A 25300-nucleotide genomic window follows, 5' to 3' on the forward strand; every position below is an offset into this window, starting at 1 on the left:
AGAGTCTTCATCCATATTTTGCTTCCGCTGATGAGTAAACAAGGAGATAGTAAAAAAATTCTTGTTGCACATTTTTCCTAGATGGAGGTAAAATAGAGAGTGCTTTTGATAGATTTCTCGAAAGAAGCATTAGAAACATGAAGGATAAAATAAAAACTCCTCTTAAGATAAATTTTTATTCGTACAATGGCTTATTCTTCTTTATTAATAAACTACTTATGAAGTGAGCCTTAAAAAAACGGAAGTTACGATTTATCGATAGTTGGAGAAGAAGTAGGAATCTTCTTTTCCATCCTTCACATTAATTATTTCTCGCATCAAAATTTCTCTTCACAAAAAGCGTTCGCCTCAAACAGAAGATTAGCCTTCCCACATTTCGATAAAAAATGGTCGGGATAACTGAAAATACAAAAGAGTGGTGTAAAAATGGGATTAAATATATCTAGTTTAGAAAATATGAAATTAAAAGAGTTGTATGAGTTAGCTCGAGAATACAAAGTTGCCTACTATAGCAAGTTGACAAAAAAGGAACTGATTTTCTCGATCCTGAAAGCAAGAGCAGAGCAAGAGGGCTATTTTTTCATGGAAGGTGTTCTTGAGATTATTCAGTCAGAAGGGTTTGGCTTCTTAAGACCGATTAATTATTCTCCAAGCTCACAGGATATTTATATATCTGCATCTCAAATTAGAAGATTTGATTTAAGAAATGGGGATAAAGTTTCTGGAAAAGTTCGTCCACCAAAAGAAAACGAAAGATATTTCGGTTTACTACAGGTAGAAGCGGTAAATGGAGATGATCCGGAGACAGCGAAAGAAAGAGTTCATTTTCCAGCTCTAACTCCTCTGTACCCAAATCGACAAATACATTTAGAAACAACACAGCGAAATGTTTCTACTAGAATTATGGATGTATTAGCACCTGTTGGTTTTGGACAACGTGGGTTAATTGTGGCTCCTCCAAAAGCTGGTAAAACAATGTTGATTAAGGAAATAGCAAATAGTATTACGAATAATCATCCGGAAGCAGAATTAATAGTCTTACTAATTGATGAAAGACCAGAAGAAGTTACCGATATTGAAAGATCAGTAAGTGGAGATGTTGTAAGCTCTACTTTTGATGAGGTTCCAGAAAACCATATTAAAGTTGCTGAATTGGTTCTAGAAAGAGCGATGCGTCTTGTGGAGCATAAGCGTGATGTTATTATTTTGATGGATAGTATTACAAGATTAGCCCGCGCTTATAACCTGGTTATTCCTCCAAGTGGAAGAACATTATCAGGGGGGATCGATCCTGGTGCGTTCCATCGCCCAAAACGATTCTTCGGTGCAGCTCGTAATATAGAAGAGGGAGGTTCCTTAACCATATTGGCAACAGCGTTAGTCGATACTGGTTCACGTATGGATGATGTTATTTATGAAGAGTTTAAAGGTACTGGTAATATGGAACTTCATTTAGACCGCGCACTAGCAGAAAGAAGAATATTCCCAGCTATTGATATTAGACGCTCTGGAACACGTAAAGAAGAACTATTGATTCCGAAAGAACATTTAGACAAGCTATGGGCTATTCGTAAATCAATGTCTGATTCACCAGACTTTGCTGAAAAGTTCCTAAGAAAATTAAGACAAACAAAAAGCAATGAAGACTTCTTTGCCATCCTAGGAGAACAAATGAAAGCTGGCACTGCTAATCGATCGTAAGCGCTGAAGGATACAAGTGGAGGAAATGCTTTAAGTAGTTTTCAATATTTGGTAATTAATGCATTGTTAATAGTGTTGCAAAACAAGAATGTCCTTGATATAATATACTCAATGTGTTTTTGAAATTACAGTGCTTCTGGCATTGTTTTATAACTCTGTTTCGAAAGTTGCAGGGCGGAAGGAGATGAAAAGAAATGAAAGCAGGAATTCATCCAACTTATAACGAAATTACGGTGAAATGTGCTTGTGGTAACGAGTTCACAACTGGTTCAGTTAAAAAAGAAATCAAAGTTGAAACTTGTTCTGAGTGCCATCCGTTCTATACTGGACGTCAAAAATTTGCTGAAGCTGGCGGACGTGTTGATCGCTTCAACAAAAAATACGGCCTTAAGTAATATGGAATATCAAGAACAGGCAAGAAGTTACTTTCTCCTTGCCTGTTTTTTATTTTGACTTATAGTAGGATATTTAATAATGAAAGTAATTATTATCGCTTTTATTCTTAAGTATCTTAATGCATTTATTGATTAGTTATCTATTGGAGATGCTGTTAAAAATGAAGTTTGAGTCGAATATATTATTTCAATCAGCCTTAATAGCTGTTAAAGTAGGTAAGAGAGAATGTTGGATGTATATATTCACACCCTGACGATTGAAATAGAAAAAGTAGAATAGAGTAAGAAAAGAGAGAAGTTGTTTATATTAGGAAGGAGCGGTTTCATGTATGTAATGAAACATCATGGATGGGTTGAAGTTATTTGTGGAAGTATGTTTTCAGGAAAATCAGAAGAACTCATCCGTCGTGTAAGAAGGGCGAAATTTGCTAAGCAGAAGTTTATCGTGTTTAAACCAAGTATTGATAATCGCTATAGTGATGAATCAGTTGTATCACATAATGGAGCAACGACTAATGCGATTCCTATTAGTAAATCAGCCGACATTTTTGAATATGTGACTTCCGATATAGAGATAGTTGCAATAGATGAAGTACAATTTTTTGATGATGAAATTATTGGTGTTATTCAGCATTTGGCAAATAGTGGCCATCGTGTCATTTGTGCAGGTCTGGATCAAGATTTTAGAGGCGAGCCATTCGGAAAAATGCCGGAATTAATGGCAATCGCAGAATTAGTGACAAAGCTTCAAGCTGTTTGTGCAGTCTGCGGATCACCAGCAAGCAGAACACAAAGATTGATTAATGGTTCACCGGCTTGCTACGAAGATCCGGTCATTTTAGTAGGAGCATCTGAGTCTTATGAACCTCGATGCCGCCATCATCATGAAGTGCCTAGAAGTACAGAGAAAGCAAATAAAGATAATACATCAACAGCTTTATAAGAAAAGAGCTCTTGTTAGGAACGGTTTTATCCCTCTTAGCAGGAGCTTTTTTATGTGACAAGGGAGGGAGTTTTGCAGGGGGAAAATGGAAAAGGTGACAGGCCCCCATACCAGCACCATAATCCTGTCCAAGTTAGTATGAAAAACTAAAACCTAAAACTATAACGTTGTACTGTACGGATTTTCCTTTCTATGCTATGATAAAAATATCTTATAAACTAAAAGGGGGTTTTTTCATTGGGAAGGCGTTATTGCGAATTGGCCAAGTGGCGAAATTAAGCGGGTTGTCAACAAGAACGATTGATTATTATACAAGTAACAAATTGCTTCCTGTAACGCGATCTGATTCCAATTATCGCCTTTATTCGGAAGATGTTCTTCATACATTGGAACGAATCAAACTTTTGAAAAAACAACGGATGTCCATTGATGAAATTCGTAAAGTTATTCAATCAAGAGAAGAGGATGAAATAGAGCCAATTATGAATGACGTACAGAATGAAATTGCATGTTTGCATAAAAAGCTGGCATCATTGGAAGAAAGATTGAAAGATGCGCCGCAGGAAGAGAAAAAGAAAGTGTATCATACACTTGAAAAAAAATTATTAGACGTAATGAAATTACTGTCTTTAATGTAACTATTCCTGGAGGTGAATCCCTCAAAAGAGGGAAATAATTGGACATAATAACGATAACAAATTTATTTTTACTGGTACTATTATTAGTACTGACAGCTTTCTTTGTTGGTTCTGAATTTGCTGTAGTTAAAATTCGGATGTCACGAATAGAACAGCTAATTGCAGAAGGAAACAAAAAGGCAATTGTCGCGAAGAAGGTAGCGGGTGATTTAGACTACTATCTATCGGCGTGTCAACTAGGTATTACTGTCACAGCACTGGGCCTTGGTGCCTTAGGGAAACCAGCAATTGAGCAACTATTATATCCAGTATTTAATTTAATGAATGCTTCACCATCTGTCGCATCTGTTGCCTCGTATGCTATTGCTTTTGCATTGGTTACGTTTCTGCATGTTGTAGTTGGAGAAATGGCTCCAAAAACACTTGCCATTCAATTTTCTGAGAAACTAACCTTAATGTTAGCACCGCCATTATATTGGTTTGGAATAGTGATGAAACCATTTATATGGGCATTAAATGGATCTGCACAAGTAGTGCTTCGTTTAATGGGGGTAAAATCTGTTAAGCATGAACAGGCTTATTCGGAAGAAGAATTAAAAATAGTAATGGCACAAAGCTATCAAGGTGGAGAAATTGACCAGACAGAGCTTGCCTATATGGAAAATGTCTTCTCCTTCGATGAAAGGGTAGCAAAGGATATTATGGTTCCAAGAACAGAATTTGTTACGCTAAATAAAGATATGTCATATGACGATATCGTGAAAATCTTGGATGAGCACAATTATACTCGTTATCCAGTAACAGAAGATGGGGATAAGGATCACATCCTAGGTGTTGTTAATGTAAAGAAAATGCTGACACAGATGGCTTGGGGAAGAAATCGAGAATTAACAGAATTTGTTCGTGATCTTCCGGTTGTATTGGAAGTAACAAGCTTGCAGGATGCCCTTCTGAAAATGCAGCAAGAAAGAGTGCATATGCTGTTAGTTATCGATGAATATGGTGGTACGTCTGGTATTCTGGCGATGGAGGATATTTTAGAAGAACTAGTTGGTGAAATCCGTGATGAGTTTGATGCAGATGAAGTAGCGGATATCCGGGAGTCGGGAAATAAGTATTTTATTAACGGCCGTGTATTGCTAGATGAACTGGAAGAACGTTTTGGGATGCCTTTTGAGGAAAGCGAAGAGCTTGATACAATAGCAGGCTGGATTCAATATAAGCTATTGGATACTGCTAAGATTGGAGATCAAGTAGAGCAAGGAGACCGCTTATGGATGGTAACAGACATGGATAACTACCAAATTAAAGAAGTGTGTCTTACTCAAAACGTTGTGAACAACTAGCTAGGATGAAAAAATGCTTTATCTATAATCATGGAGGTGAATCCCTCAAGGCTAGAGGGAAATAATTGGACAGTATTATTCTATTAAATTTGTTTTTAGTAGCAGTATTTATTTTATTGACAGCATTTTTTGTAGGTGCTGAATTTGCGATATTAAAAGTAAGGATGTCAAGACTGGATCAGTTAATTGCAGAAGGCAATAAAAAGGCGGTAGTAGCAAAGAAAGTTGCCCACGAGTTGGATTATTATTTATCTGCCTGTCAGCTGGGAATAACCATTACTGCATTGGTTTTAGGAGCGTTAGGAGAACCGACTGTGGAAAAGATGCTCCATCCTTTGTTTGAAAGGTTTGATGTACCAGGTGCTTTATCAACCGTTCTTTCCTATGCGATAGCTTTATCAGTAGTTTCCTTTTTGCATGTAGTAATTGGAGAACTTGCTCCCAAGACACTAGCAATCCAATATGCTGAAAAAATGACTTTAATGCTAGCTCCTGGATTATATTGGTTTGGAAGAATTACGAAGCCTATTATCCATGCATTAAATGGCTCATCACAAGCAATCCTTGGATGGTTTGGCATAAAACCAATTGGGCATGAAACAGCTCACTCGGAAGAGGAATTAAAGCTTATAGTGAATCAAAGCTATGAAAGTGGCGAAATCAACCAGACTGAATTAGCGTATTTAAAGAATATTTTTGCTTTCGATAATCGAATTTTGAAAGAAATTATGATTCCGCGAGAACAGATTGTGAATGTGGAATTAGAAATGTCTTTTGAAGAGGTTTTGACACTGTTGGATAAACATGAATATACGCGATATCCTGTTACCAAAGATCAAACAAAGCTAGTAGGCTATGTAAATACGAAAGAGATGCTAACAAATGTTGTAGCAGGAAGAGAAACAAAAATGGAAGAGTTTATTCATGAGATGCCTATTTTTCTACAAAGCGCACCTATTAAAACAGCTCTTCTTAAAATGCAGCAGGAAAGAGTGCATATGGGATTAGTAAAGAATGAACGAGGGGTAATTGTTGGTCTTGTCACAATGGAGGATATATTAGAAGAAATTGTTGGCGAGATACGTGATGAGTTTGTTGTAGGGGAAAAATTACTGAATTAATTCGCTTAACCATTTTACTAGTTTAATAGATAAATAATTGTAATAAAAACTCCGATAGTCTCTTATTTCTCTAGTTCCTATTGAGTGAATAAGTAGAAATTATCGGAGTTTTTTTAACGAATTTGTTTTATGTAGATCGATATGGATGACAGAATAATGTTAATCTACCGATATTACTTTTACATTCAAAGCCTTTTGAACGGGCGTCTGTTCAAAAGATAACGCTTGTTTCAGTGTACTATAGGTAGGGACATTTCCTAAACTAATTCCTAGCGTAGTAATCTGCTGGGCCGTGTCAGGACTAAGTCCAGAAATGGTTGCTTCAATGCCAATGAAGGAAAGGATTTTAGTTAGTTTCATTAGTTCATGCACCACCTTTGTATCGATAGAAGAAATACCAGATAAATCAATGAACAGATGATTAATCCCTTCCTCTTTGCATTTAACAGGAACAACTTCAAGAATAAATTTTGCTCGTAAGCTATCGATGTCTCCGACTAATGGGAGGACCCCAATTGATTCTGTAATCGGAATAACAGGGACGCTTAATTGTTGGATTAATTCCTGTTGAGAATGAAGCTTTTGCTTTGTGAAAGCGTGATACATGGTTGTGAATTGATTCGTTAGTCGATCAAAAGTAAAGTGAAATTTTGAACTCCATTGTAATATTAATTCAGTTGGTATATTTTTTTGTTCAAGGATAAACTGTTCAATAGAGTCCCATATAACTTGTCTAGTGATACTTAATGCCTGCAAAACTTCGTGAACTGGTGTGCCTAGTTCTACTCTACTTTTAGCTACCTTATTTGCCCAAAGCTCTAGATTTTCAGCAAAAATGCTCTCATCTTCTAGAAAAGCGCTCATAACAGTTTGGATTGTATACGTATGCTGTTTGGTTAATAGCTCTGCAACAGATGAGGAAGTATTCTTTGAATAAATAGATCCTGCTTCCCCGTCTTTAATGGAAAACCAAGTCTTTGTGATGGATGGAGCTTGCTCCATCACATATTCATAAACGGATTGATTGGTAAGGGACATTCTGTTGTATCCTCTCTTTTTAGTGTTAACTCTATTATAATAGATAAATGGAAAATTGACTCTGTAAAAATTCTTGTGGTTATTGAGCAAAAGGGAGCGTTTATTTTTTCTTGAAAATTCATAGGTCTTATTGTTAGAAGAGGTTATGTTCTTCTGAAACAGGAGACACTCGACTCCTGTGTGAAGGAAGAGGGGCTGTGAAAGCAATGGGCTTTATGAGGAGTGAAAATAAGCCATAAATGCCATTTTTCATAAGAAATTGGTTTTGACGGCGAAAATAGCCTATAATATAATGAATACGTTATGGATAAAAACGAGGTGAATAGTGTGTTTGATCGTCTTCAAGCTGTAGAGGATCGTTATGAAAAGCTTAATGAATTATTAAGTGATCCTGAAATTGTGAATGATACAAAAAAACTGCGTGACTATTCGAAAGAGCAATCGGATATTCAAGAAACAGTAGAAGTTTATCGTGAATATAAAGAAGTAAAAGAACAGCATACGGAAGCTAAAACGATGCTGGAAGAAAAGCTAGATCCAGAAATGCGCGAAATGGTGAAGGAAGAGCTAGATGAAACGGCTGCGCGTATCGAAGAATTAGAAGCGCGTTTAAAAATTTTGTTGATCCCTAAAGATCCGAATGATGATAAAAACGTTATCATGGAAGTAAGGGGAGCAGCTGGCGGAGATGAGGCTGCTTTATTTGCAGGGGATCTTTTCCGGATGTATAGCCGTTTTGCTGAGGCGCAAGGGTGGAAAATGGAAGTCATTGATGCAAGCTCAACAGGTGTTGGTGGCTACAAAGAAATCATCTTTATGATTAACGGAAAAGGGGCATACAGCAAATTGAAATTTGAAAATGGTGCCCACCGTGTACAGCGTGTCCCAGAAACAGAATCTGGCGGTCGTATTCATACATCTACTGCTACAGTAGCGTGCTTGCCTGAAGCAGAAGAAGTAGAAATTGAAATACATGAAAAAGATATTCGGGTTGACACATTTGCATCTAGTGGACCTGGAGGACAAAGTGTTAATACAACGATGTCTGCAGTCCGTTTAACCCATCTTCCAACAGGCACTGTTGTTTCCTGTCAGGATGAAAAATCACAGATTAAAAATAAAGAAAAAGCAATGAAAGTATTACGAGCACGTGTTTATGATAAATTCCAGCAAGAAGCACAAGCGGAATATGATCAACAACGTAAATCAGCGGTGGGAACGGGGGATCGTTCAGAGCGAATTCGGACGTATAACTTCCCGCAAAATCGTGTAACAGACCACCGTATTGGATTGACTATTCAAAAGCTAGATCAAATTCTTCAAGGAAAAATGGACGATATTATTGATGCGCTTATTTTTGAAGAACAATCTAGTCGTTTGGAAAGTGCTTCCGATGTGTAAAGTATTCGAAGCCCTAAAATGGGCTTCTTCTTATTTAAAGGAGCATGACAGGGAAGAATACGCAGCGGAAATCTTACTTAGGCATTCATTGCAAGTAAGTAGATCAGAAATGCTCGTTAAATTTCGTGAAGAGATGGAAGAAGAACAACTGGAAAGCTTTAAAAAGCTGATTTATTTACATGCCCAAGGACGGCCAGTTCAATATATTATTGGACAGGAAGAATTTTATGGACGAGCCTTTACTGTAAATAAAGAAGTACTTATTCCTCGTCCAGAAACTGAGGAGCTTGTTCAATCTGCGCTTGCACGGATAGACAGGCTGTTCGGGAAAAAAGCAGCCTTAAAACTAGTGGATGTCGGAACAGGAAGCGGTGCGATTGCAGTAACAATGAAGCTTGAAAATCCTTCGTTGCAGGTAATAGCTACAGATCTATATGAAGTTTCGTTAGCTGTAGCAAAGCAAAACGCTGAGAATTTAGGCGCGGATTCTATTGAATTCATACAGGGAGATCTTTTGCAGCCATTTATTGCAAAGGGGCAAATGGTTGATGTTGTCCTCTCCAATCCTCCATACATTCCAAAAGGAGACATCGTGACAATGTCTGATGTTGTTACCGAGCATGAGCCACATAGAGCACTATTTGCTGGAGAAGATGGTCTTGTTTTGTATAAAAGACTCTGTGAAGAATTACCTAATGTTCTAAAGGATAAAGCTATTATTGGATTTGAAGTAGGTGCAGGACAAAGCAAATCAGTAGCGCAGCTCTTGCAAGCAGCATTTCCCCAAGCAAAAGTAGAAGTGCAATTTGATATTAATGGCAAAGATCGAATGGTGTTTGCAGAAGTAGGATTTTGATTTTGTTCCATTCTGCTTATTGGTTGACTTTTAGAAAGACATATTCCATACACATGTTAAGGTGTGGGATGTGTCTTATTTTAGTTGGTGGGAGTGTAGGAGTTGTAAGTGAAGTTGCTGGACTCGCAAGTAAAAGTGGGAAAGTCGCAAGAAAAGTTGCCGGACTAGCAAGTAAAAGTGGGAAAGTCGCAAGAAAAGTTGCCGGACTCGCAAGTAAGGTATGGAAGCGCAAGAAAAGTTGCCGGACTCGCAAGTAAAAGTGGGAAAGTCGCAAGAAAAGTTGTCGAACTCGCAAGTAAAAGTGGGAAAGTAGCAAGAAAAGTAGCCGGACTCGCAAGTAAAAGTGGGAAAGTCGCAAGAAAAGTAGCCAAACCTGCAAGCAAGGTATGGAAGCGCAAGAAAAGTAGCCGGACTCGCAAGTAAAAGTGGGAAAGTCGCAAGAAAAGTTGCCGGACTAGCAAGTAAAAGTGGGAAAGTCGCAAGAAAAGTTGCCGGACTCGCAAGTAAGGTATGGAAGCGCAAGAAAAGTAGCCGGACTCGCAAGTAAAAGTGGGAAAGTCGCAAGAAAAGTTGTCGAACTCGCAAGTAAAAGTGGGAAAGTCGCAAGAAAAGTTGCCAAACCTGCAAGTATGGTATGGAAGCGCAAGAAAAGTAGCCGGACTCGCAAGTAAAAGTGGGAAACCTGCAAGAAAAGTAGCCAAACCTGCAAGTAAAAGTGGGAAAGTCGCAAGGAAAGTAGCCGGACTCGCAAGTAAAAGTGGGAAAGTCGCAAGAAAACAAGCCAAACCTGCAAGTAAAAGTGGGAAAGTCGCAAGAAAAGTAGCCAAACCTGCAAGTAAAAGTGGGAAAGTCGCAAGAAAAGTAGCCGAACTCGCAAGTAAAAGTGGGAAAGTCGCAAGAAAACAAGCCAAACCTGCAAGTAAACACGCCAACCTCACAACTAAAATCCAACGTATCTAAATAGAGTATCCCCCAATGCAGAAAAAATTAATTTTACTAGTTTAAGATTCTATTAATCTGTCCACACTGTGTTAGTGAAGGGGCGGTGCTAAAGATGAAAAACAAACCGATGGCAACTATTTATTTATTTGTACTTATTCTAACAACTATTATGAGTTTATATATTCCAAAAACTGAAGTAGCAGCAAATAATGAGGTAATCATTCCGAATGATGCGATTCGTCTTAGAATCTTAGCAAATAGTGATTTAGAAGAAGATCAGGCATTAAAAAGAAAAGTAAGAGATGCTGTAAATGAAGAAATTACAAACTGGGTTTCTGAATTGACTTCCAAGGAAGCTGCTAAAGACTTATTAAAAGCAAAGTTACCAGAGATTCAGCAGATTGCAGAAAGCGTAGTAGCGGAAGAAAATGCTAAGCAAGCAGTGGATGTTACGTTTGATAAAGTAGATTTTCCAACGAAGCTGTATGGTGAGTTCTTATATCCAGCAGGTCAATATGATGCAATTCTTATTACTTTAGGAGAAGGGGAAGGTGCTAATTGGTGGTGTGTTCTTTTCCCGCCATTATGCTTCCTAGATTTTTCTAACGGAGTAGCAGTAAGTGATGGATTTGAGGAAGAAGAAAAAGCAGATAAAGAAAAAAATACCAAAGTAGAGACAGTCGAAGACAAGAAAGCTGAAAAGGAAAAACCAGCAAAGGTAGAAAAGAAAGTGGAAGAGAAAGAAGATCCTGTATTTGTTAAAGAGGAAGAAGAGGAAGTAGAAGTGAAATTTTTCTTAGTAGAATTATGGGAAAAGATTTTTGGATAATAGACAATGAATTGGGAAGATGCTTGTTAGAGAGCATCTTTTTTTGTTGGTTGAAGATATTGCCCAAACAAAAAAGTTAAGTAAATATACCTAATTCATCTTAAACCATTGATATTTTTCAGATAGTTAAGTATTTTGTATATAAACATAAAAGTTTCCCTAAGGAAACAAATTGTCTATAGGTTATGATTTTTGTGATGATGAAAAGGGGGAATAACAATGTGGAAGTTTGTGTTAACAGGATTAGTAATAACATTCTTTTTTTTAACGGGTTGTTCAGCTGAATCAACCGGGTCTAAGGAAGATGGTAAGCTTGCGATTGTTACTACAATTGCACAAATTGCAGAACCAATGTCGGTAATTGGCGGAGATAAAGTAGAGGTGAATAGTCTAATGGGACCTGGTGTAGACCCGCATTTATATACGGCTACCCAAGGAGATATCCAGAAAATGGAGGGTGCGGATATTATCTTTTATAGTGGGTTACATCTAGAAGCGAATATGGTAAAGGTCTTTGAAGAGATTGGGAAAACAAGACCAGTTCTTGCTATTGGAGAAGTTAACCCAGAGGAAAAACTTTTAAAGGAGGAGGAAGGTGCAATTGATCCACATATATGGTTTGATATTGATCTATGGAAGGAATCACTTGATGCAGCAACCAATGAGTTAAAGAAAGCTTTACCGGAAGATAGTGATTATTTTGAAAATAATAAGCAAGCGTATTTTGAAAAATTGGATACATTGAAGGAAGAAGCAAAAGCTCAGTTGAAAACATTGCCAGCAGATAAACGTGTACTAGTTACAGCGCATGATGCATTTGGCTACTTTGGAAGAATGCTAGATATTGAGGTTGTTGGATTACAAGGTTTAAGCACGGAAGCGGAAATTGGATTATCAGATATAGAGGAGACTATTCAATTACTAGTGGAGAATCAAGTTCCTGCTGTATTTATCGAAAGCAGCATTAATCCAGCTTCCATCAATGCAGTCATTGAAGGAGCCAAAAAAGAGGAACTCGATATAGAGCTTGGTGGAGAATTATTCTCTGATGCGATGGGAGATGCGGATACGGAAGAAGGAACTTATATAGGGATGTATGAACATAATGTTTCCACCATCTATGAAGCATTGAGCAGAGGAGTGGAGTAAGATGAAGTCAGTTCTTACTGTGGAGAATGTATCAGCAGCTTATCGGAAAAATGAAGTGTTAACGGATGTTAGCTTTCAAATTAAACAAGGAACCTTAACGAGTATTGTTGGTCCGAATGGTGCTGGAAAATCTACGTTGCTAAAAGTACTGCTAGATCTCATCCCTAGTATTACTGGTAAGGTTACATTTTTTGGCGAAAAGTATAAAACAGCAAAATCGAAAATTGGCTATGTTCCTCAGCGGGGATCTGTTGACTGGGATTTTCCGACAAATGCTTTAGATGTCGTAACAATGGGGCAATACGGAAAAATCGGCTGGTTAAAGTGGCCGCAGAAAGAGCATAAGCAAAAAGCATTGGCAGCGTTAAGAGAAATGAAGATGGAAGGTTTTGCACATCGGCAAATTAGCCAGTTATCAGGTGGGCAACAGCAACGGGTATTTCTCGCCAGAGCTCTTGCCCAAGATGCGGATCTTTATTTCTTAGACGAACCATTGGCAGGTGTTGATGCAACGACAGAAAAAGCAATCATGGAGACTTTAAAAATGTTAAAGGAGAGTGGGAAAACAGTGATGGTTGTCCATCATGACTTGCAAACCGTCGAAGAATATTTTGATCATGTTCTCCTGCTAAATAAAACAGTAATTGCGCATGGACCAACCCATTTAACTTTTACTAGAGAAAACATTAGGAAAGCGTATGGAGGTACATTGCATTGGATGGGAGAGAAGCGATAATGTTTAGTTTTCTCTCTTATAATGCCCAATCGGTTTTATTTAGTACATTCTTATTAGGAATGGCAGCTGGTGCTATTGGCAGCTTCGCTTACTGGAAAAGACAAAGCTTAATGAGTGACGCGCTTTCTCACGCAGCACTTCCAGGAGTAGTACTTGGCTTTATGATAATCGGAGAAAAAAATCTTTTTGTGATGATTATTGGCGCAGCAGTTACTGCTTTATTAGGTGCTTTTTTCATCCAGTGGATAAGAAACTCCAGCCGAGTCAAGGAAGACGCGGCAATGGGAATTGTTTTATCCGTCTTTTTTGGCTTAGGGATTATGCTTTTGACATTTGCTAATCGGATGCCTGGTGGCAATCAAAGTGGTTTAGATAGTTTTATATTTGGGCAAGCGGCCTCCATGGTATCCAAAGATGTTTGGACGATGATGATAGTAGCTCTAATCGTCCTTTTCATAACAGTTCTCTTGTTCAAAGAATGGAAAATATTTTTATTTGATCCTAGCTTTGCTAAAGGCTTAGGCATATCGATTACTAAGATGAATGCACTATATATGGCGATCCTTGTGTTAGTCATTGTTGTTGGGATTCAGGCAGTTGGTGTTATATTAATGGCAGCTTTGCTAATAATTCCGAGTGTGAGTGCGAGATATTGGACGGAATCGTTCAAAGTGATGGTGATTCTTTCCGCTTTGTTTGGCGGAAGTGCGGGAATGGTTGGGACATTGCTTAGTACATTTGGCAAAGGATGGCCGACTGGACCCTTCATTGTAGTTACGGCCTCTTCTGTTTTTCTTGTGTCCTTATTTTTAGGAAGTAAGAAGGGCTTAGCAGTTGTATTTTTTCAACAAAAGAGACAGAGGAAACGTATGGCACTATTAGAAATGACGAAGGAGATAGAACAATAATGAGCTATACTGGTTGGATATTGTTAACTGCCTCATTAGTTGGATTGAGCTGTGGTCTTATTGGTGTCTTGTTAATTTTAAGAAGGATGGCGATGATGGCAGATGCTATAAGCCATACCGTGCTTTTGGGAATTGTATGTGCCTATTTAGTTACTAGGGAATTAACAGGGATCCATATGTTGATTGGAGCGGTTGTTACGGGCTTGATTACGGCAATTGTTATCCAATGGCTCCATACACGAGGTGTACAGCAAGAGGCTTCGATTGGCATTGTCTTTACAACTTTATTTGCGATAGGTGTCATTTTAATTGCAACAAAAGTGGGAAATGCTCATTTGGATGTGAAGCATACCTTGATGGGAGAAATTACGTTTATCCCATGGGAGATAATGGAGATTCCGCTCCTTGGAAGGATACCAGAAGCAGTTGTATTACTAAGCATTGTTTTAATAGTGGTTGTCGTTATTATAATAGCTTTCTATAAGGAATGGAAAATAACTTCATTTGACCCAGCACTTGCAGCAAGTTTGGGCATTCCTGTTATCTTTATGCACTATTTATTTATGTCTTTAGTGTCATTAACAACGGTTGCTGCTTTTGATGCAGTTGGGGCAATTATGGTAGTAGCGATGCTGATTACTCCTGCGGCTGCCGCTTATTTATGGACAGATCGACTATCCATTCTATTTCTATTAAGTAGCAGCTTTGGAATTATGTCCGCATTTATTGGCTATTATCTTGCGGTATGGTTAGATACCTCCATTTCAGGGGCAATGGCCTTTTCTACAGGAATTATTTTTATGATCAGTTTTCTTTGTTCCCCAAAATATGGAGTTTTAGCAAGGGGCTTTATAGGTAGAAAAAAGACGGCGAACATATAATATTAGTTAAAGAGATTGTCTTAGAAGTACTCTCTTAAAAATGGGCTTTAGATAAAGCATTCTTTTTGAGAAGCGTACTTTTAGGATAGTCTCTTTTTGATTGGACGGAATAAGTTTTTTGTAATACGCTTGCAGTATTTTGTTTAATCAAATAATAAAAATTTATCAGAAAATTATAGATTTTAAAGGAAGTCCTATTGTATAATCAAAGCATAAATTAAACACAAATGTACAGTGGGTAAATTTTAAACAAAAGTGTTCAAAAAAAGGGGCGCGTGATAATGGAACTTGCATGGAGAAATATGTTTCAGTCATTAGCAAAGAATAAATCCGCAAATAAACTAGCTCGCAAATATGGTTTACGCTTTGGAGCCAGACGATTCGTTTCTGGTGAATCTATTGTGGAAGCGATTTCGAAGGTCGCAGAATTAAACAAATCCGGCAGAGTAGTTACACTTGACCATCTGGGAGAATTCGTCTACACGAAAGAAGAAGCAAATGAATCAACCAGCATGTCTTTAAAAACGTTAGATGAAATTCATGCATCAGGGGTCCAATCTCATTTATCGGTGAAAATGACATCACTAGGATTAGATATTGATAAAGACCTATGTTTGAACAATATGCGGAAAATTGTTTCCCGTGCAAAGCAATACGGAAATTTTGTTCGTATCGATATGGAAGACTATGCTCATTGCCAAATAACAATCGATATTTATGAAGAGCTCCGTCGAGAATTCGAAAATGTGGGTTTAGTCATTCAAGCTTATTTGTATCGTACGGAAGAAGATATGAAACATTTAAATGAATTAAAGGCAAATTTACGCCTTGTTAAAGGGGCTTATAAAGAGTCGCCAGATGTTGCCTTTCCAGAGAAAAAAGACGTAGATGAAAATTATAAAAAAATCATTGAAATGCATATGCTAAATGGAAATTATGCAGCGGTTGCCAGCCATGATGAAAAAATTATTCAATTCACAAAAGAGCTTGCTAATAAGCATAGAATAGATAAAGACAAGTTTGAATTCCAAATGCTGTATGGCATATGTGAGGATTTGCAAAATAAGCTAGTGAAAGAAGGCTACAAAGTAAGAGTATATGTTCCATACGGAAAAGATTGGTTCGGCTATTTTATGAGAAGATTGGCCGAAAGACCAGCAAATGTATGGTTTGTTCTTAAAAATTTGTTTAAATAAGCAATGCTGTAAAGCGTGCTCCCTTTTATTTTTAAATGTTAATAGATTGAGAGAATGATGGAAGAAGATTAACTCAATAAACGAAAAGGAGAAATGAACATGACAAACATTACGAGTATCCCAGCTTATAAAAATGAGCCATTTACTGATTTTACTAAGATTGAAAACCAACATGCACTAGAAGCGGCAATTCAAAAAGTAAAAGGAGAATTAGGAAAAACATATCCACTTGTAATCGGGAAAGATAAAATTATGACAGAAGAAAAAACAGTCTCGATTAATCCAGCAAATGTCGATGAAGTAATCGGAGAAGTGAGCAAAGGGAATAAAGAATATGCAGAAAAGGCAATGCAAGAGGCATTACATACATTTGAGACATGGAAGAAAGTAAAAGCGCCAGAGCGTGCTGAGTATTTGTTTAAAGCGGCGAAATTAATGAGAGAAAGAAAGCATGAATTTTCCGCTTACTTAATCTTAGAGTCAGGGAAGAATTGGGCAGAAGCAGATGCGGATACAGCAGAAGCAATTGACTTCCTTGAGTTCTATGCAAGAGAAATGATTCGGCTAAGTGAAACATCGAAAAATCAGCCACTATACGCAACAGATGGTGAAGTGGATAATAAAATTACGTATATTCCGCTTGGTGTTGGCATTGTTATTTCTCCATTTAACTTTCCGCTGGCTATTATGGCGGGAACAACAGTTGCTGGTGTAGTTTCAGGAAACACTGTTATCTTAAAGCCTTCCGATAATACGCCTGTTATAGCCGCAAAATTTGTTGAGTTAATGGAAGAGGTAGGATTACCAACGGGAGTCATTAATTACCTTCCAGGAGATAGCTTGGAAGTGGGCGAATATTTAGTAGAGCACCCAAAAACACGATTTATTTCCTTCACTGGTTCCCGAGCAGTAGGATGTCGGATTTATGAACGTGCATCTGTTGTGCAGCCTGGTCAAATTTGGTTAAAACGTATTGTTGCAGAAATGGGCGGAAAAGACGGCATCGTTGTTGATGAAACAGCAGATATTGACGCAGCAGCAGAAGCAATTGTGGCGGCGGCATTCGGTTTCCAAGGGCAGAAATGTTCAGCAGGCTCTAGAGCTATCATTGTTGATTCTGTATACGATCAAGTAGTGGAAAAGGTAGTGGCACGTACAAAGAATTTAACTATTGGTCTTCCAGAGGTAAACGCATCAGTAGGACCAGTTATTGATGAGAAAGCATTAAATAAAATATTAAGCTATATCGAAATTGGCAAAGGGGAAGGGAAATTAGTAGCAGGAGGATCCCGTGCACAAGGAAATGGCTATTTTATTGAACCGACTATTTTTGCTGACGTTCCTGCCGATGCTCGTATTATGAAAGAAGAAATTTTTGGACCAGTATTGGCTATTTGCAAAGTCCCTGATTGGAAAACAGGTATCGATGTATATAATGATACCGATTATGGATTAACAGGCTCTTTCTTTTCATCTAAAGAAGACAGAATCCAATACGCATTAGAAAATCAACATTGCGGCAACCTGTATATTAATAAAAAATGTACAGGAGCACTAGTAGGAGTACATCCATTCGGTGGTTTCAATATGAGTGGAACAGACTCTAAAGCAGGAGGATTCGACTATCTTCTACTCTTCACCCAAGCAAAATTAAGCACGAGAAAAGTAATGTAATAATAACAATCAATTAAATAAGCGCTTAACAAGCTGTCTCCTTTAAAGAGAATCACAAGAATAGTACTAGAAAGAAGTAAAAAAACTTCTGTGTATGAATCATTCACGTGCGACTCCCTTTAGGAGACAGCTTTTTTTGATACATTTCCCTCTTATTGGAAAGGCTGTTTTCTATATAATGGTTGATTTTTCAAAAGGGAAAACAAATTAATTAGGAATACGAAAACAGCCATTGGAAAAAACGATTATTTAATGATAAATTATCAATAATAGGGAAGAAAGGATTAAGCTATGTTTACCGATTCACAACTGGAGATAGAAACTTCGTTTATCATCCTCTCAGATCATGAAAAAACCAGCAGACTAGCAGATGTGCTACTCAATTATTCCTATGCCGTTATCGAAAGTGAGCAGCTATATACGATTGGCAAAGAAGAGCAGTATCTTTTATCAGCAGGGGGTAAAAGTCAAACAATTAAAACATGGCTGCAGGCAAGTGGAATATTGCCATCAGCTGTTATTTCATGCGAGGAGATTAATAAAGAAGAGATTGATTGGATAAGACCCGTTATTATTAAGAAGGAAATGAATTATCAAGGAATTGTGACCGCTACTGCGAGAATTCGGTCATTGCAAAAGGAAAATAGACATGTCACAACTTATTTTGAAACATTGGCAGAAACGGTTAATGATGCAGTAACAGCTGTAGATAGGAACGGAACAGTCTTCTACTGGAATAGTGCGGCAGAGGATACCTATCATATAAAAAAAGAAGCAATTATAGGTAAAAAAATTGGAGAGCATTTTGATTCAGAATCCATTCAATTACATAAGATTCTAAAAGAGGGTAATCCGATTAGAGGAACTTATCATCGGCCAAATGAACATACCCATGTATTAATTAACGCTTCCCCTGTTCTTGTTGAAAATGAAATAATTGGTGGTATTTCAACAGAACGGGATATAACCAAGCTCATTCGTTTAAATCAGGAGTTAGATTCGAATTCATCGTTATATATACAAAAAGAAGAGCCATTTTCCTCCATTCAATCTGAAAGCAAGGAGGTAAAAAGGGCAGTTGAAATTGCTCAAAAAGTAGCTTCGGCAGAGATACCAGTTTTGATTAACGGAGAAGCAGGCACAGGTAAGGAACAGCTCGCACAGGCTATTCATTATGGTGGATCTAAGAGGAGTAAACCGTTTCTATCTTTAAATTGTTCAACAGTTCCGAAGGACTTAATCGAAATGGAGCTGTTTGGCTATCAGAAAATGGCCTTTGATTCGAGAGATACAGAAGAAATGGAAGGAAAGATGGAGCAGGCAGAATCCGGAACATTGTTTATTGAAGAAGTGGATAAAATGCCACCTCCTGTTCAGGAAAAACTTCTATATTATATGACAAATCAATCTTTTGCTAGAGTTGGAGGAGAACAGCAGAAAAAAACGGCAACAAGATTAATCCTATCTTCTACCCAGCCTTTAGGGGAGTTAGTAAGAAAAGGGCTGTTTAATGAAAAGCTCTATTATCAAATTAGTATTATCCATATTGAAATTCCACCACTCCGAAATCGGAAAGAGGATATACCCGTTTTAGTTAGCGATTGCATGAAAAAGTATAGCGAAAAACACAATAAAAAAGTAGACAAAATAAATCACCAAGCATTGCATATTCTATGTGCATATGATTGGCCAGGCAATATAAAAGAACTAAATAATGTGATAGAGCACAGTGTATTGGTAAGTGAAGGCAAAAACGAAATAATGCTGGAACATATCCCTGCTGAAATTGTAGAAAAGTATAAAGTTTCTATTCGAGAAGAAAAAGGGAACAAGGAAGAGGATGAAATGCAGCGCATAGAAGAGGTACTCAAAAAAACGTATGGAAATAAGAGTGCTGCAGCTACATTGTTAGGAATCTCCAGAGGAACGTTATATAACAAAATAAAAGAGTTTGGTTTAAAGTAAGAAAATCTAGCATTTTTTTTGCACCCTTTTCATAGTAATAGAAGAAATACTAGATGAAGAGGTGGCGGGTGAAATGCATATTATTAGACAAGCTGAAACAACAGATGTAGAAAAAATTGCTGATTTTTTAAACAAGGCAGAAGTGAAAGTAGAAGGATTAGAAGAATGGCTTGATTACTTTTTGCTAATGGAAACAGAAGAGGATCAAGCGCTTATTGGAACAATCGGGATAGAGCCGTTTGAAAAAGTAGGTTTGCTTCGTTCAATGATCCTTTCCAAGGGAACGGTAGAAGATATTTTATTTTTAATTCAGCAAGCTCTAAAATTAGCAAAAGAAAAAGAGATGGATGCCATCTATTGCAGTGTTACTAACCAGTATTCTCTTCAATTATTCCAGCTATTAGGGTTTCAGAGGATAGACATGGACGATATTCCACATATATTGAAAGAGTCGAATGGAGTAAAAAGCGTTTTCACTGTTGATAAGTCCCATTTCATGTATATTCCTATGAATATTGTGGATAAATAGCATAAGTTATCCACTTTTTCATACTATTTATTCACAATTTGTGGACAAATCAAATTTTTATCCCCATTTAATGAGGTGCTTGTCCTTTTCAGCAAATGATGGTATTGTCGAAAAATGGGGAATTAAAAGCGATTTTGAAGAAGAAATATAAGAATTGAAAAAGGTGGATAAAAATGAAGACAATTTATTGGTCGGTGGATAAAAATGTGGATAAGGAAGAAAGTTATTCACAAATACAACAAGCTGCTGATCTTTTGAAAAAAAATGAGGTCGTTGCGTTTCCGACAGAAACAGTTTATGGATTAGGCGGAAATGCAAAGGAAGATTCAGCTATTACAAAAATATTTGCTGCTAAAGGAAGACCGTCCGATAATCCGCTTATCATACATATTGCAAAACGAGCGCAATTAAATGAATTAGTAGAAAAGGTGCCGGCAACAGCAGAAAAATTAATGGATGCTTTTTGGCCTGGTCCACTAACTATTATTTTTGAAAAGAAGCAAGGGATGCTTTCAGAGATCGCCACTGCTGGTTTATCCACAGTAGGGATTCGGATGCCTGATCACGCTGTTGCTTTACGAATCATTGAAGAATCTGGTTTGCCAATTGCTGCCCCTAGTGCTAACCGTTCTGGAAAACCAAGTCCAACAAAAGCATCTCATGTAAAAGAGGATTTAGATTCTTATATAGCAGGGATAGTTGATGGCGGTCCAACGGGAGTAGGAGTTGAATCAACGGTTGTCGATTGTACGGAGGAAACGGTCGTTATTCTACGTCCTGGTGGTATTACGAAACAACAGCTGGAAAGTGTTGTGGGAGAAGTAAGAATGGATCAGGCGCTGATTAATAAGGAAATTAAGCCGAAATCTCCTGGAATGAAATATACCCATTATGCACCGAATGCACCATTGTTTTTAGTAGACGGTTCTAAGGAGAAAATTCAATTATTAGTAGAAGAAGAAAAACAAAAAGGACATAAAGTAGGTATTCTTACAACGTTAGAAAATAAAGACTATTATCAAGCTGATTTTATTTATGCTTGTGGAAAACGGGCAGATTTATCCACCGTAGCTACAGAGCTTTATGATGGTTTGCGGAGCTTTGATCATAAGGAAATAGATATCATTTTTGGGGAGATGTTTCCAGCAGAGGGTGTTGGACAAGCGATTATGAATAGACTAATGAAAGCTGCTTCCCATCAAGTAATTAAATAAAGTATCGAAAAAATTTTTTCATCTGTAAATATTGCAGAATCCCACTTCTAAATGAACTTGGACGTGCATAATCTCTAATTAGCAAGTCCAAGGGGGCCAAAAAAATGTCTGCAATTGTGGGAGAACTATTTACACTTATTTTAATGGCATTTGCTTTAGGTATGGATGCATTTTCTGTTGGGCTCGGAATGGGGATGTTTCAACTAAGATTAAAGCAAATCGCAAAAATCGGCTTAGTGATTGGAATCTTTCATGTAATTATGCCACTGCTTGGTATGATTACAGGGAAACTTCTTTCGGAAAACTTTAGTGAAATAGCCGGATATATAGGTGGAGCTTTGCTAGTTTTATTAGGAATTCAAATGATCTGGACTGGATTTAAAGAAGTGGAGACCAGCCGAATTACACCGGTTGGCTTTGGGTTAGTTCTGTTTGCAGTCAGTGTAAGTTTGGACAGCTTCTCTGTTGGTTTAAGTCTAGGAATATACCAGGCAAGAACCGTAGTTGTGCTGCTTTGTTTTGGAATTAGTGCGATGGTGTTGACCTGGCTAGGATTACTAATCGGTAGGAAAGTAAAGGGCTGGTTAGGTTCCTATGGAGAAATGCTTGGAGGGGCAATCCTTCTTGTATTTGGAATTAAGCTATTAATTAGTTTTACAGCTGTATTTTGATAGGGAAAGTGGCTTTCATCAAATGATGGGAGCCGCTTTTTAAATAATTTTTGATGTTATAAACAAACTTTCTGAAAACTACATTTAACTTTCAAAATATTAACAAGAGACAAATGCTAAAAATGTACTAGTTTTCTCCGATAAAAGAACAGTGTTTCACTATAAGTAAATAGAAATTTTAGGTAAATTGGTCTATAATAAAGACATATAAAAGGAGGATAAGTGATGATTCGTGTATTGTTTGTTTGTACAGGTAATACGTGCAGAAGTCCGATGGCTGAGGCTATTTTAAGGCATAAATTCTCTTCTGATGTGGAAGTAAAATCAGCTGGTGTTTATGCAATAGATGGAAATGCTGCTTCTTTGCAAGCACAAGAAGTTTTGACTGAAAAGGGAATCCAGCATAGTCATTCTTCTGCTGTGGTAACAAAAGAGTTAATTGATTGGGCGACATATATTTTTACCATGACGAATGGACATAAAAATATGCTTACGTCTGCATATCCATCCTCTATTGAGAAAACGTTTACGATAAAAGAATTTGCAGAGGATGATCCAAATGGTGATGTTAGTGATCCATTTGGGGGATCTGTTTCCATGTATCGAGAAACCTATCAGGAATTAGAAATGCTGATTGATAAAACAATGGAAAAAATAAGAAATAGTGAGTGGTAAGGTGCTTTTTATTTACAAGGGGGAAAAAGAGTGGGAACCAAGGTGCATTATAAGTTTAGTTTAAGAAAAAAGCTGGCATTATTTATTACAATCTTAGCGATTATTACCTATTCAACAAGTGCTTTTTGTATGTATATCATTTATCCGGCGATTGAAAGTAAAATAGCTATTAGTTCGGCTTTTTTTAACATTGTCACCTTATTATTAGGGGTATTTTGGTCTGGTTTTTTAGGCTTTTTAGCAGCTGGTTTTATTATTAAACCTTTAAAAAGACTCGAACAGGGTGCGTTAAAAGCAGCTCATGGGGATATTAGCCAAGATGTTGAAGTATCAAAATCAGATGACGAAATCAAATCTTTAGGTTTAGCTTTTAATCATATGCTTTTAAATTTACGAGAAATGGTCCAAAGCATTGAAAATAACTTTAATAAAACAAATGAAACCGTAAAAATGATTTCTGCTGAATCTGAAAATGCGCTCGAGCACACACTAGCTATTTCTAGTTCGGTTGGAGAAATTGCTGGCGGTGCTGAAGTATCAGCACAAAGTGTACAAGCTTCAGCGGAGTCTATTGAAGAATCCATGAATATCGCTCTTACAGTAGAAGAAAAAGCGAATATGTCCAAAACGATTTCAGAACAAATGTCAGAAAAATTAGTTCAGACAAATAAGGTCGTTCATTCTTTAGTGGAAGGAATGAAGGATTTGGCAGTGGAGAATACGAATTCCCTAAAGTCAGTGCAAAACTTAGAAATACATTCCAAGGAAATAGAAGAGGTATTGAAGCTTGTTGGAGAAATCGCCTCACAGACAAATTTATTAGCATTAAATGCTTCTATTGAAGCTGCGCGCGCAGGTGAACATGGTGCAGGGTTTAGTGTTGTTGCAGAAGAAGTAAGAAGACTTGCTGATGAAAGTGCTAAAGCAGTAGATGGAATTGCAGACATCATCAGTAATATGCAAGCAGAGGTTAAAAATGTTGTTGAGCAAATTACAAAGCAAGTAGAGGATGCTCAGGAGAAAGCGGAAAATGGAGAGAAGACAAGCCTCATTTTCAGTGAGATGAATGAGACAACAAATAAAATGGTCTACGCTACGGCTAATATTACGGAGTTGATTCATCAGCAGAAAGAGCAGATATATGATACTACACAGCAATCGCAAGAAGTGGCAGCAATTGCAGAAGAAACAGCTGCAGGAGCACAACAGGTAACGAATATTACAGAAAGTCAAACAGCACTTATTCGCAAAGTAGATAGCTTAGCATTAGAATTGCAAGAGCATGCAAAAGAGCTGCAGCAAACAATCTGCCGATTCCAAATTAAAGAATAGATTACTTGTACTCAAAATATCTTTGTGCAATGATGGATATAGTAAAAAGAAATGTAGGTAACTTGAAAAGGAGTGTTTTATATGAATGAGGAAACACTTAAGCTAAAGGAGCAGTTACAAACGATTCTAACCGAATATCAAGAACAGGCACAGCTTGGAGAACATCATTTATTTGTGATTGGGTGCAGTACAAGTGAAGTAATCGGTCAAAAAATTGGAACTGCAGGAACTGTGGATGTTGCTTCACTTATTTTTGAAGAATGTCAGAATTATCAGCAGCAATCTGGAGTCTCCCTTGCTTTTCAATGCTGTGAACATTTAAATCGAGCATTAGTAGTAGAGAGAAAAGTAATGCAGGCAAGAAATCTGCCAGAGGTATCGGTTGTGCCAGTTCGGCATGCAGGTGGAGCAATGGCGACCTTCGCCTTCGGGCACATGGAGGACCCAGTTGTAGTTGAGTTCATTCAGGCTGACGGCGGAATAGATATTGGCGACACATTTATTGGCATGCATGTAAAGCATGTTGCAGTGCCAATACGGACGTCCCTTAAAGACCTTGGCAATGCACATGTTACACTTGCAAAGTCACGGCCGAAATTAATTGGCGGTCCGAGAGCGGTATATGAGAAAACAAAAGAAAATCTTTCTTGTTAATTAGCGTGGAAAAACCAATAAAATTCCTTGTTTGATTGGAGGAATTTTATTGGTTTTTTTATATTAATGGGTTGTCAGCTGAGAGCTTTTAGATTGCTAAAAGCCGTGATGAAAAGGATGTTTGAGCAGGTTTGTTTGTGCTGTTTAGACAGGAATGCTGGGGAGGGGAACAAGGAGTTGTCTCTGAGCCATTTGGGCAGGAAAAGTAGTTAGGAGGAAGGTAACAGAAGAGGCGTCTCTGAGCCGCAAAAGGAAGAAAAGAAGCTAGGAAGGTAACAGAGAAAGCATCTCTGTAACAAAAAAGGAAGAAAAACAGTCAGAAAAGTAACCGAGAAATCCCCCTCTATCAATAAAATAAAACCAAACGAGAAGGAAAGTTCTTTAAAAAAGTTCAACGAAATTGTCGTCCTTATACACCCCCCAGAGGATGACTGGAGGGCACTGAAAAAGTCTAGTTCTCCAAATAAAATGAGGTTTTATTTATTTGAAAGCGAATAATAAGTTGG

27 protein-coding genes are annotated in these 25300 nt (G+C 37.5%); 26 read left to right on the forward strand and 1 reads right to left on the reverse strand.

Annotated elements, in window-relative coordinates:
• Nucleotides 1–426 precede the first annotated feature (426 nt).
• From rho to QQZ16_RS21370, 6 genes are all read left to right on the forward strand, one after another.
• Nucleotides 427–1701 (forward strand): transcription termination factor Rho, encoded by a 1275-nt coding sequence (gene rho, locus QQZ16_RS21345; RefSeq protein ID WP_235252156.1) that lies wholly within the window; start codon nucleotides 427–429, stop codon nucleotides 1699–1701.
• Nucleotides 1702–1895: 194 nt separating this feature from the next.
• On the forward strand, nucleotides 1896–2096 hold the full coding sequence (gene rpmE / locus QQZ16_RS21350) for a 50S ribosomal protein L31 (protein WP_031538948.1): 201 nt from the start codon (nucleotides 1896–1898) through the stop codon (nucleotides 2094–2096).
• Nucleotides 2097–2421: 325 nt separating this feature from the next.
• Nucleotides 2422–3039, forward strand: a complete 618-nt coding sequence (locus tag QQZ16_RS21355; RefSeq protein ID WP_031538947.1) for a thymidine kinase — start codon at nucleotides 2422–2424, stop codon at nucleotides 3037–3039.
• A 251-nt stretch (nucleotides 3040–3290) separates the two neighbouring features.
• Nucleotides 3291–3677, forward strand: a complete 387-nt coding sequence (locus QQZ16_RS21360; protein WP_031538946.1) for a MerR family transcriptional regulator — start codon at nucleotides 3291–3293, stop codon at nucleotides 3675–3677.
• Nucleotides 3678–3715: 38 nt separating this feature from the next.
• On the forward strand, nucleotides 3716–5023 hold the full coding sequence (locus tag QQZ16_RS21365) for a hemolysin family protein (protein ID WP_031538945.1): 1308 nt from the start codon (nucleotides 3716–3718) through the stop codon (nucleotides 5021–5023).
• 65 nt (nucleotides 5024–5088) lie between these two features.
• Complete coding sequence (locus QQZ16_RS21370; protein ID WP_251629627.1) at nucleotides 5089–6144, forward strand: hemolysin family protein; 1056 nt, start codon at nucleotides 5089–5091, stop codon at nucleotides 6142–6144.
• A gap of 159 nt (nucleotides 6145–6303) precedes the next feature.
• On the opposite strand, the gene QQZ16_RS21375 is transcribed toward QQZ16_RS21370, so the two are convergent.
• Nucleotides 6304–7182 carry an STAS domain-containing protein gene (locus QQZ16_RS21375; protein WP_048718863.1) on the reverse strand — a complete coding sequence of 293 codons (879 nt, stop codon included), beginning with the start codon at nucleotides 7180–7182 and terminating at the stop codon, nucleotides 6304–6306.
• A 327-nt stretch (nucleotides 7183–7509) separates the two neighbouring features.
• Here QQZ16_RS21375 and prfA point away from each other — a divergent pair, with 327 nt between their 5' ends.
• From prfA to QQZ16_RS21475, 20 genes are all read left to right on the forward strand, one after another.
• Nucleotides 7510–8583 (forward strand): peptide chain release factor 1, encoded by a 1074-nt coding sequence (gene prfA / locus QQZ16_RS21380; protein WP_031538940.1) that lies wholly within the window; start codon nucleotides 7510–7512, stop codon nucleotides 8581–8583.
• Entirely contained in the window at nucleotides 8576–9439 is an 864-nt protein-coding gene (gene prmC, locus QQZ16_RS21385; protein WP_048718865.1) for a peptide chain release factor N(5)-glutamine methyltransferase, read from the forward strand. Before prfA ends, prmC begins: the two co-directional genes overlap by 8 nt.
• Before the next feature lie 68 nt (nucleotides 9440–9507).
• A complete protein-coding gene (locus QQZ16_RS21390) occupies nucleotides 9508–9696 on the forward strand; it encodes a hypothetical protein (protein ID WP_284561758.1) in 189 nt (62 codons plus the stop codon).
• Nucleotides 9638–9862 (forward strand): hypothetical protein, encoded by a 225-nt coding sequence (locus QQZ16_RS21395; RefSeq protein WP_284561759.1) that lies wholly within the window; start codon nucleotides 9638–9640, stop codon nucleotides 9860–9862. Before QQZ16_RS21390 ends, QQZ16_RS21395 begins: the two co-directional genes overlap by 59 nt.
• Nucleotides 9863–9906: 44 nt before the next feature.
• Nucleotides 9907–10110 carry a hypothetical protein gene (locus QQZ16_RS21400; protein WP_284561760.1) on the forward strand — a complete coding sequence of 68 codons (204 nt, stop codon included), beginning with the start codon at nucleotides 9907–9909 and terminating at the stop codon, nucleotides 10108–10110.
• On the forward strand, nucleotides 10031–10399 hold the full coding sequence (locus tag QQZ16_RS21405) for a hypothetical protein (protein WP_284561761.1): 369 nt from the start codon (nucleotides 10031–10033) through the stop codon (nucleotides 10397–10399). Before QQZ16_RS21400 ends, QQZ16_RS21405 begins: the two co-directional genes overlap by 80 nt.
• Nucleotides 10400–10493: 94 nt before the next feature.
• On the forward strand, nucleotides 10494–11210 hold the full coding sequence (spoIIR, locus tag QQZ16_RS21410; protein ID WP_031536734.1) for a stage II sporulation protein R: 717 nt from the start codon (nucleotides 10494–10496) through the stop codon (nucleotides 11208–11210).
• Nucleotides 11211–11429: 219 nt separating this feature from the next.
• Nucleotides 11430–12359, forward strand: a complete 930-nt coding sequence (locus tag QQZ16_RS21415) for a metal ABC transporter solute-binding protein, Zn/Mn family (protein ID WP_031536733.1) — start codon at nucleotides 11430–11432, stop codon at nucleotides 12357–12359.
• A 1-nt stretch (nucleotide 12360) separates the two neighbouring features.
• Nucleotides 12361–13095 carry a metal ABC transporter ATP-binding protein gene (locus tag QQZ16_RS21420; RefSeq protein ID WP_031536732.1) on the forward strand — a complete coding sequence of 245 codons (735 nt, stop codon included), beginning with the start codon at nucleotides 12361–12363 and terminating at the stop codon, nucleotides 13093–13095.
• Nucleotides 13095–14003 carry a metal ABC transporter permease gene (locus QQZ16_RS21425; protein ID WP_284561786.1) on the forward strand — a complete coding sequence of 303 codons (909 nt, stop codon included), beginning with the start codon at nucleotides 13095–13097 and terminating at the stop codon, nucleotides 14001–14003. Before QQZ16_RS21420 ends, QQZ16_RS21425 begins: the two co-directional genes overlap by 1 nt.
• On the forward strand, nucleotides 14003–14884 hold the full coding sequence (locus QQZ16_RS21430) for a metal ABC transporter permease (protein WP_031536730.1): 882 nt from the start codon (nucleotides 14003–14005) through the stop codon (nucleotides 14882–14884). Before QQZ16_RS21425 ends, QQZ16_RS21430 begins: the two co-directional genes overlap by 1 nt.
• A gap of 281 nt (nucleotides 14885–15165) precedes the next feature.
• Nucleotides 15166–16080, forward strand: a complete 915-nt coding sequence (locus QQZ16_RS21435) for a proline dehydrogenase family protein (RefSeq protein WP_031536729.1) — start codon at nucleotides 15166–15168, stop codon at nucleotides 16078–16080.
• Between the two features lie 99 nt (nucleotides 16081–16179).
• Nucleotides 16180–17754, forward strand: coding sequence for an L-glutamate gamma-semialdehyde dehydrogenase (gene pruA / locus QQZ16_RS21440; protein WP_031536728.1), 1575 nt, complete (start codon nucleotides 16180–16182; stop codon nucleotides 17752–17754).
• A gap of 291 nt (nucleotides 17755–18045) precedes the next feature.
• Nucleotides 18046–19719, forward strand: coding sequence for a sigma-54 interaction domain-containing protein (locus QQZ16_RS21445; RefSeq protein WP_284561762.1), 1674 nt, complete (start codon nucleotides 18046–18048; stop codon nucleotides 19717–19719).
• 73 nt (nucleotides 19720–19792) lie between these two features.
• Nucleotides 19793–20248, forward strand: coding sequence for a GNAT family N-acetyltransferase (locus tag QQZ16_RS21450; protein ID WP_031536726.1), 456 nt, complete (start codon nucleotides 19793–19795; stop codon nucleotides 20246–20248).
• A 173-nt stretch (nucleotides 20249–20421) separates the two neighbouring features.
• On the forward strand, nucleotides 20422–21462 hold the full coding sequence (locus tag QQZ16_RS21455) for an L-threonylcarbamoyladenylate synthase (protein WP_031536725.1): 1041 nt from the start codon (nucleotides 20422–20424) through the stop codon (nucleotides 21460–21462).
• 104 nt (nucleotides 21463–21566) lie between these two features.
• Nucleotides 21567–22133 (forward strand): manganese efflux pump MntP, encoded by a 567-nt coding sequence (locus QQZ16_RS21460; RefSeq protein WP_031536724.1) that lies wholly within the window; start codon nucleotides 21567–21569, stop codon nucleotides 22131–22133.
• A 225-nt stretch (nucleotides 22134–22358) separates the two neighbouring features.
• The gene (locus QQZ16_RS21465) at nucleotides 22359–22808 is read left to right on the forward strand and encodes a low molecular weight protein arginine phosphatase (protein ID WP_031536723.1); all 450 of its coding nucleotides are present in this window, start codon (nucleotides 22359–22361) and stop codon (nucleotides 22806–22808) included.
• A 30-nt stretch (nucleotides 22809–22838) separates the two neighbouring features.
• Nucleotides 22839–24140, forward strand: coding sequence for a methyl-accepting chemotaxis protein (locus QQZ16_RS21470; protein ID WP_031536722.1), 1302 nt, complete (start codon nucleotides 22839–22841; stop codon nucleotides 24138–24140).
• An 81-nt stretch (nucleotides 24141–24221) separates the two neighbouring features.
• Nucleotides 24222–24794, forward strand: coding sequence for a TIGR01440 family protein (locus QQZ16_RS21475; RefSeq protein WP_284561763.1), 573 nt, complete (start codon nucleotides 24222–24224; stop codon nucleotides 24792–24794).
• Nucleotides 24795–25300 lie beyond the last annotated feature (506 nt).

This window comes from Bacillus sp. T2.9-1, from assembly GCF_950097965.1.
Taxonomy (GTDB): domain Bacteria; phylum Bacillota; class Bacilli; order Bacillales; family Cytobacillaceae; genus Niallia; species Niallia hominis.

What these genes read in the sequence shown, in the direction of transcription:
- rho (WP_235252156.1), top strand. Translation starts at nt 427, where the DNA reads ATGGGATTAAATATATCTAGTTTAGAAAATATGAAATTAAAAGAGTTG.
- pruA (WP_031536728.1), top strand. Translation starts at nt 16,180, where the DNA reads ATGACAAACATTACGAGTATCCCAGCTTATAAAAATGAGCCATTTACT.
- QQZ16_RS21455 (WP_031536725.1), top strand. Translation starts at nt 20,422, where the DNA reads ATGAAGACAATTTATTGGTCGGTGGATAAAAATGTGGATAAGGAAGAA.
- prmC (WP_048718865.1), top strand. Translation starts at nt 8,576, where the DNA reads ATGTGTAAAGTATTCGAAGCCCTAAAATGGGCTTCTTCTTATTTAAAG.
- QQZ16_RS21450 (WP_031536726.1), top strand. Translation starts at nt 19,793, where the DNA reads ATGCATATTATTAGACAAGCTGAAACAACAGATGTAGAAAAAATTGCT.
- QQZ16_RS21425 (WP_284561786.1), top strand. Translation starts at nt 13,095, where the DNA reads ATGTTTAGTTTTCTCTCTTATAATGCCCAATCGGTTTTATTTAGTACA.
- QQZ16_RS21435 (WP_031536729.1), top strand. Translation starts at nt 15,166, where the DNA reads ATGGAACTTGCATGGAGAAATATGTTTCAGTCATTAGCAAAGAATAAA.
- QQZ16_RS21445 (WP_284561762.1), top strand. Translation starts at nt 18,046, where the DNA reads ATGTTTACCGATTCACAACTGGAGATAGAAACTTCGTTTATCATCCTC.
- QQZ16_RS21475 (WP_284561763.1), top strand. Translation starts at nt 24,222, where the DNA reads ATGAATGAGGAAACACTTAAGCTAAAGGAGCAGTTACAAACGATTCTA.
- QQZ16_RS21390 (WP_284561758.1), top strand. Translation starts at nt 9,508, where the DNA reads ATGTGTCTTATTTTAGTTGGTGGGAGTGTAGGAGTTGTAAGTGAAGTT.
- QQZ16_RS21460 (WP_031536724.1), top strand. Translation starts at nt 21,567, where the DNA reads ATGTCTGCAATTGTGGGAGAACTATTTACACTTATTTTAATGGCATTT.
- QQZ16_RS21375 (WP_048718863.1), bottom strand. Translation starts at nt 7,182, where the DNA reads ATGTCCCTTACCAATCAATCCGTTTATGAATATGTGATGGAGCAAGCT.
- spoIIR (WP_031536734.1), top strand. Translation starts at nt 10,494, where the DNA reads ATGAAAAACAAACCGATGGCAACTATTTATTTATTTGTACTTATTCTA.
- QQZ16_RS21430 (WP_031536730.1), top strand. Translation starts at nt 14,003, where the DNA reads ATGAGCTATACTGGTTGGATATTGTTAACTGCCTCATTAGTTGGATTG.
- QQZ16_RS21420 (WP_031536732.1), top strand. Translation starts at nt 12,361, where the DNA reads ATGAAGTCAGTTCTTACTGTGGAGAATGTATCAGCAGCTTATCGGAAA.
- QQZ16_RS21355 (WP_031538947.1), top strand. Translation starts at nt 2,422, where the DNA reads ATGTATGTAATGAAACATCATGGATGGGTTGAAGTTATTTGTGGAAGT.
- QQZ16_RS21415 (WP_031536733.1), top strand. Translation starts at nt 11,430, where the DNA reads ATGTGGAAGTTTGTGTTAACAGGATTAGTAATAACATTCTTTTTTTTA.
- QQZ16_RS21465 (WP_031536723.1), top strand. Translation starts at nt 22,359, where the DNA reads ATGATTCGTGTATTGTTTGTTTGTACAGGTAATACGTGCAGAAGTCCG.
- rpmE (WP_031538948.1), top strand. Translation starts at nt 1,896, where the DNA reads ATGAAAGCAGGAATTCATCCAACTTATAACGAAATTACGGTGAAATGT.